This window comes from Mycobacterium sp. E2462, from assembly GCF_001672685.1.
Taxonomy (GTDB): domain Bacteria; phylum Actinomycetota; class Actinomycetes; order Mycobacteriales; family Mycobacteriaceae; genus Mycobacterium.
In genome coordinates, this window is record NZ_LZKC01000326.1 from 1 (window position 1) to 5,916 (window position 5,916).

The 5,916-nt window shown below is 74.0% G+C and carries 5 protein-coding genes and 1 pseudogene; 1 reads left to right on the forward strand and 5 read right to left on the reverse strand.

All coding sequences use genetic code 11. The features are described from left to right. Positions 1 to 8 precede the first annotated feature (8 nt). The 3 genes from rpe to fmt all read right to left on the reverse strand — a co-directional run bounded on the left by rpe (position 9) and on the right by fmt (position 3,416). The gene (gene rpe / locus A5714_RS17060; RefSeq protein WP_156747357.1) at positions 9 to 707 is read right to left on the reverse strand and encodes a ribulose-phosphate 3-epimerase; all 699 of its coding nucleotides are present in this window, start codon (positions 705 to 707) and stop codon (positions 9 to 11) included. Positions 708 to 1,119: 412 nt separating this feature from the next. Then, positions 1,120 to 2,490 (reverse strand): RsmB/NOP family class I SAM-dependent RNA methyltransferase, encoded by a 1,371-nt coding sequence (locus tag A5714_RS17065; RefSeq protein WP_156747358.1) that lies wholly within the window; start codon positions 2,488 to 2,490, stop codon positions 1,120 to 1,122. After that, positions 2,487 to 3,416, reverse strand: a complete 930-nt coding sequence (fmt, locus tag A5714_RS17070; RefSeq protein ID WP_068287046.1) for a methionyl-tRNA formyltransferase — start codon at positions 3,414 to 3,416, stop codon at positions 2,487 to 2,489. Before fmt ends, A5714_RS17065 begins: the two co-directional genes overlap by 4 nt. Before the next feature lie 155 nt (positions 3,417 to 3,571). Between fmt and A5714_RS17075 the strand changes: the two genes are divergently transcribed. Further along, a complete protein-coding gene (locus A5714_RS17075; protein WP_068067185.1) occupies positions 3,572 to 4,369 on the forward strand; it encodes a class I SAM-dependent methyltransferase in 798 nt (265 codons plus the stop codon). A 5-nt stretch (positions 4,370 to 4,374) separates the two neighbouring features. Here the strand turns inward: A5714_RS17075 and A5714_RS17080 are convergent, their stop codons facing one another. Both A5714_RS17080 and A5714_RS17085 read right to left on the reverse strand, forming a co-directional pair. Then, positions 4,375 to 4,863 (reverse strand): MarR family winged helix-turn-helix transcriptional regulator, encoded by a 489-nt coding sequence (locus A5714_RS17080; RefSeq protein WP_068067184.1) that lies wholly within the window; start codon positions 4,861 to 4,863, stop codon positions 4,375 to 4,377. Between the two features lie 125 nt (positions 4,864 to 4,988). Then, positions 4,989 to 5,916, reverse strand: a pseudogene (locus A5714_RS17085) (primosome assembly protein PriA); the annotation flags it as partial.

The window sequence follows — 5,916 nt, forward strand, 5'->3', positions numbered from 1 at the left end:
GGGCACGGTCATCCGCGCAGGTGTGGCGACGCCGCGGCGGCCTGGCGCCGCAGCGCCTCGACCGCGGCCTCCGGGTCCTGCGCGCCGTACACGGCCGACCCGGCCACGAAGCAGTCGACGCCGGCCTCGGCCGCCTGCTCGATGGTGTCGGAGTTGATGCCGCCGTCGATCTCGACCAGGATCGTCAGCTCCCCCGCCTCGATCAGCTTGCGCGCGGCGCGGACCTTGCCCAGCACGTCGGGGATGAAGCTCTGGCCGCCGAAGCCCGGCTCCACCGACATGATAAGCAGCGTGTCGAAATGCGTCAGCACCTCCAGGTAAGGCTCCAGCGGAGTTCCCGGCTTGACGCTGATGCCCGCCTTGGCGCCCGCCGCGCGGATGTCGCGGGCGACCCCGATCGGGTTGTCGGTGGCCTCGGCGTGGAAGGTGACGTTGTAGGCCCCGGCCTCGGCGTAGGGCGGTGCCCAGCGGTCCGGGTCCTCGATCATCAGGTGGCAGTCCATCGGGATCTTCGTCGCCGCCAGCAGGCTCTCCACCACCGGCAGGCCGAGGGTCAGGTTCGGCACGAAGTGGTTGTCCATCACGTCGACGTGCAGCCAGTCGGCGCCGGTCACCGCGGCGGCCTCGTCGGCGAGCCGCGCGAAATCTGCGGACAGGATCGAGGGCGCGATCAGCGGTCTCCCGGAATTGCCAGCCATGAGCGCCACCTTACTGAGCCCCGATGAGGGCTTCACGCCTCGCGGCGCAACGCGGCGGCGGCAGCACCATCGGTTCGCCTTCGCGTCACGCCGCCTCGCGGCGCAACGCGGCGGCGGCAGCACCATCGGTTCGCCTTCGCGTCACGCCGCCTCGCGGCGCAACGCGGCGGCGGCAGCACCATCGGTTCGCCTTCGCGTCACGCCGCCTCGCGGCGCAACGCGGCGGCGGCAGCACCATCGGTTCGCCTTCGCGTCACGCCGCCTCGCGGCGCAACGCGGCGGCGGCAGCACCATCGGTTCGCCTTCGCGTCACGCCGCCTCGCGGCGCAACGCGGCGGCGGCAGCACCATCGGTTCGCCTTCGCGTCACGCCGCCTCGCGGCGCAACGCGGCGGCGGCAGCACCATCGGTTCGCCTTCGCGTCACGCCGCCTCGCGGCGCAACGCGGCGGCGAACATCGCATCGGTGCCGTGGCGGTGCGGCCACAGCTGCACGTACGGCCCGGCGCCCAACTGGTCGACGCCGTCGAACAGCGGCCGGGTGTCCAGCGCGGACACCGGGTGACGGCGCAGCGCGTCGGCGACCACGCCGACGGTCTCGGCCAGGTGCGGCGAACAGGTGGCGTACAGCACCACACCGCCCGGGCGGGTCAGCGCGATCGCGGCGGCCAGCAGCTCGCGTTGCAGCTTGGCCAGCGGCGGCACGTCGCTGGGCTGCCGCCGCCACCGCGCCTCCGGCCGGCGGCGCAGCGCCCCCAGGCCCGTGCACGGGGCGTCGACGAGCACCCGGTCGAAGCCGGGCTCCAGCCCACTCTCGCGACCGTCGACCCGCACGACGTCGACCGGCAACCCGCGGGTGTTCTCGGCCACCAGGTCGGCGCGGCGCGGGGCGGGCTCCACCGCGGTGACGCGCGCCCCTGAGCCGACGCCCAGCGCCGCCAGCAGCGCCGTCTTGCCGCCCGGTCCGGCGCACAGGTCCAGCCACCGGCCCGCGTCGGCGTCGACCGGGGCCAGCGTCAACGCCCGGGCGACCAGCTGGCTGCCCTCGTCCTGCACCAGGGCGGCACCGTCGCGCACCGGCGTCAGTTGCCCCGGATCCCCGCCGGGCAGGTACACCGCGTACGGGGAATACCGCCCGACGGTGCCCCCCACCGCGTCGGCCAGCTCGGCGGCGCTCACGGCGGTCGGGCGGGCCGCCAGGTGGACCTGCGGCCGCTCGTCGTCGCTGGCCAGGATCGCCGGTAGTTCGCCCGCGGCTGCGCCCAGCGCGTCGGCGAACGCCTGCGCGACCCAGCGCGGATGGGCCCGCGTGAAGGCGGCGTGCCCGATCGGGTCGCGCGCCGCGTCGGGGGCGAGCTCGGCGACCCACGACGCCTCGTCCCGCCCCGAGATGGTGCGCAGCACCCCATTGACGAAACCCGCTCGGGCCGAATCGAATTCGATGCCCGCCTGCTCGACGGTGGTGGAGACGGCGGCATGCGCGTCCACGCGGGTGAGCAGCAGTTGATAGGCCCCGAGCCGCAGCAGGTCGAGCAGCTTCGGGTCGATCGCCGCCGGCGCGCGCTTGGCGGCCGCACCGATGATCGCGTCGAGCAGCCCGCGGCTGCGGCAGGTCCCGTAGGTGAGTTCGGTGGCGAACGCCGCGTCGCGGCCGGTGATGCCGCGCTCCCGCAGCAGCGCCGGCAACGCCAGGTTCGCGTAGGCGTCGCGCTCGCTCACCGCGCGCAGCACGTCGAGCGCGGCGGCGCGCGCCGGGTCGAGGGGCCGGCGCCGGCGGCGCGGTGCCGCGCTCACGACGCCCGCGCCTGCGGGTCCAGCCGGGCTCCGCGGGCCCAGTCGGCGGCGTCCATCGGTCTCTTGCCGGGCGGCTGCAGGTGACCCAGCCGCACGGACTGCGATCCCGTGCCGACCCACACGCTGTTGCGGCCGACGTGAATCGCGCCGGGCGCCAACGGGATCGGCGCCTCGTCCAGGTGCACCGGCCCCAGCTTGACGCGCAGGTCACCGATCATGGTCCACGCGCCCGGGTTGGGCGTGACGGCCCGCACGCGGCGCTCGACCACCAACGCCGGCAGGTCCCAACGCACCCTGGCCTCCTCGACGGTGATCTTCGGCGCCACGCTGACCCCCTCGGTCGGCTGCGGCCGCGGCGTCAGCGTCTGGTCGGCGATGCCGTCGAGCGTCGTCGACAGCAACGCCGCGCCCGAGACGGCCAGCCGGTCCAGCAGCTCCCCGGCGGTGTCGGTGGGCCGGATGGTCTCGGTGACCACGCCGTAGACCGGCCCCGAATCCAAACTCGGTTCGATCAAGAAGGTGGTGGCGCCGGTGAGGGAATCGCCCGCCGCGATCGCCGCCTGGACCGGCGCCGCGCCCCGCCACGCGGGCAGCAACGAGAAGTGCAGGTTGATCCACCCGTGCGGCGGCACCGCCAGCAGGCCGTCCCGCAACAGGGCGCCGTAGGCGACCACCGCGCAACAGTCCGGCGCCAGCTCCGCCAGCTCGGCGACGAACTCCGCGCTGTTGGGGCGCGCGGGCCGCAGCAGCGGGATGCCGTGGTCGAGCGCCTCGCGGGCCACCGGCGACGGCTCGGGCCTGCCGCGCCGGCCGGCGGCGGCGTCGGGACGGGTCAGCACCGCGATCACCTCGTGCCGCGGCGATTCGATGAGGCGACGCAGCGCCGGGAGCGCGGGTTCGGGCGTGCCGGCGAAAACAAGACGCACCGGCACAGTGTAGGGAGCCGGCGAAGGCGCTCAGGCGACACCATCTTGCGTGTGTATATTGTTGCTCATACACATTGTTGCTACTACTTACTGTTATGGCGTCAGCCCATGACGACGATGTCGGCAGCCGGCCCCACTTCACCCCAGGAGGTTCGATGACCATCGACGCCGCTACCAACCGCACGGTGTGGGCGCTGGGCGATTACGCCCTGATGGCCGAGGAGGTGATGGCGCCGCTCGGCCCGGTTCTGGTCGAGGCGGCCGGCATCGGCCCCGGCACGCGGGTGCTCGACGTCGCCGCCGGTTCCGGCAACATCTCGCTGCCGGCCGCCGCCGCGGGCGCCGAGGTGGTGTCCAGCGACCTGACGCCCGAGCTGTTAGCGAGGTCGCAGGCCCGCGCCGACGCCCGCGGCCTGACCCTTGACTACCGCGAAGCCAATGCCCACGCGCTGCCGTTCGGCAACGGCGAGTTCGACATCGTGGTCTCGGCGATCGGGGTGCAGTTCGCCCCGGACCAGCAGCGCGCCGCCGACGAGCTGGTCCGGGTCTGCCGCCCGGGTGGCACCATCGCCGTGATCAGCTGGACGCCGGGCGGCTTCTTCGGCCGGATGCTCGCCACCATCCGGCCCTACCGGCCCAGCCTGTCCCAGGCGACGCCGCCCGCGACGTTGTGGGGGCGCCCCGGCTACGTCGCCGCCTTGTTCGGTGACCGCGTGCGCGAATTCCGCGCCGCGTTCGGCCTGTTGACCGTCGACCGGTTCGCCAGCGCCGAGGCCGTCCACCGCTACTTCAAGAGCAATTACGGGCCGACGATCGAGGCCTACGCCAACATCGGGCACAACCGGGTGCTGGCCGACGAGCTGGACGCCCAGCTGGTCGAACTCGCCGAGGAGTACCTCGTCGACGGCGCCATGCAGTGGGAGTTCGTGTTGGTGACGGCCGAGAAACGCTGAGCGGCCTACAGGTCGAAATCGGCGTCGAGGTGCACGTCGGGCTCGCCGCCGGCGGCGGTGAACGCCGTCAGGGCGCGGACCAGCCCGTGGCGTTCGGCGGGCGGCATCTTCTCCACGATCCCGGCGATCTCGGCCCGCCGGTGGGCGGTGACCTGCCGCACCACCTCGCGGCCGCGCGGCGTGAGCGCGGCGAGCAGCTCGCGCCGCGAGGTCGGGTGCGGCAACCGGTCGATCAGCCCGGCGGCCACCAGACGGTCGACCATCCGGCCGGTCGCCGACGGTTGCACCCCGAGCAAACCCGCCAGGGTCGCCAGGTTGACCGGCCCCCGGTTCGACAGGATCACCAGCGTGCGGAACTGCGGAATGGTGATGGTGTCGTCGACCTGACCGATGGAGCGCGCCGACATCGCCATCAGCAACCGGGAAGCCGTCAACAGGGAATCGGTGATGACGTCCAGTGACTCGTCGACCGTGGCCGGATTGTCCGCTGCCATGTGGCCCTCCTCGACGATCGCGTCCGGGTTGTCGGCGGCTGAAGAGAGAAAGTGTAGCAACCTTCCAATATCGTAGACAGTGATTGTTGACTACGCGCACAATGCCCCCCGGCTATGGTGTCGAGCTAGCCGATGTGCAGGGGATCGATCTGCACGCGCGCGGGCTCGCCGGTCTGTCGCGCGCTGACGACGCCGATCCCCCGGCGCAGCGCGGCCGCCAGCGCCAGGCCCTGCGGCCGCGGGACGCGCACCAGCATCCGGGTCACCGGCGCGTCGGCGGCGATCCCGGCCGGGCGGCGCACGCCGGCCGGCAGGTCCACCGGGCCCAGCAGGTCGGCCTCCCGAGGCAGCTGCGCCTCCTCGAGCAGTTCGCGCACCGCGGCGGGGGTGCCGTCCACGGCGGCCATATGCACGCAGGGCGGCAGGCCCAGCTCGGCGCGCGCGGCCCACTCGGCTTCGGCGTGGCCGACCGGGTCCCAGCGGATCAGCGACTGCACCGTCGGGATCGTCGAGTCGGCGACCGCCAGCACGACGCCGCCGGCACCGCGGGGGCGGACCAGCGCGGCGGCGCTCATCCAGCGCCACAACGCGTCCTCGGCGGCGCGTAGGTCCTGGCGGCCCAGCAGCGCCCAAGTGTCCAACAGCAACGCCGCCCCGTAACCGTCAGGCGCGCGCGGCTCCGCGCCCGGGGTGGCGATCACCAGGGCCGGTCCGGCGCCGATCCCGGACACCACCCCGTCGCCCGACGACGTGATCACCGGCGTCCCGGGGAACGCGCGGCCCAGTTCCTCCGCGGTGCGGCGGGCGCCGACCACGACGGCGCGCACCGCGTCCGAGCCACACCGGGCGCAGCGCCGCGTCGGGTCGAGGCGCCCACACCAGCGGCACACCAGCGCCTGGCCGCCGTCCTGCAGCGACAGCGGGCCCGTGCACTGCCGACACCGGGCGATCGCGCGGCAGCGGGCGCACGCCAGCGACGGCACGTACCCGCGGCGCGGCACCTGGACCAGCACCGGCGCGTCGGCCTGCAATGACGTTCGGGCCGCCCGCAGC

Bases quoted from the DNA above. Each gene is read 5' to 3' on its own strand.
- A5714_RS17075 (WP_068067185.1), top strand. From the start codon at position 3,572: ATGACCATCGACGCCGCTACCAACCGCACGGTGTGGGCGCTGGGCGAT.
- A5714_RS17080 (WP_068067184.1), bottom strand. From the start codon at position 4,863: ATGGCAGCGGACAATCCGGCCACGGTCGACGAGTCACTGGACGTCATC.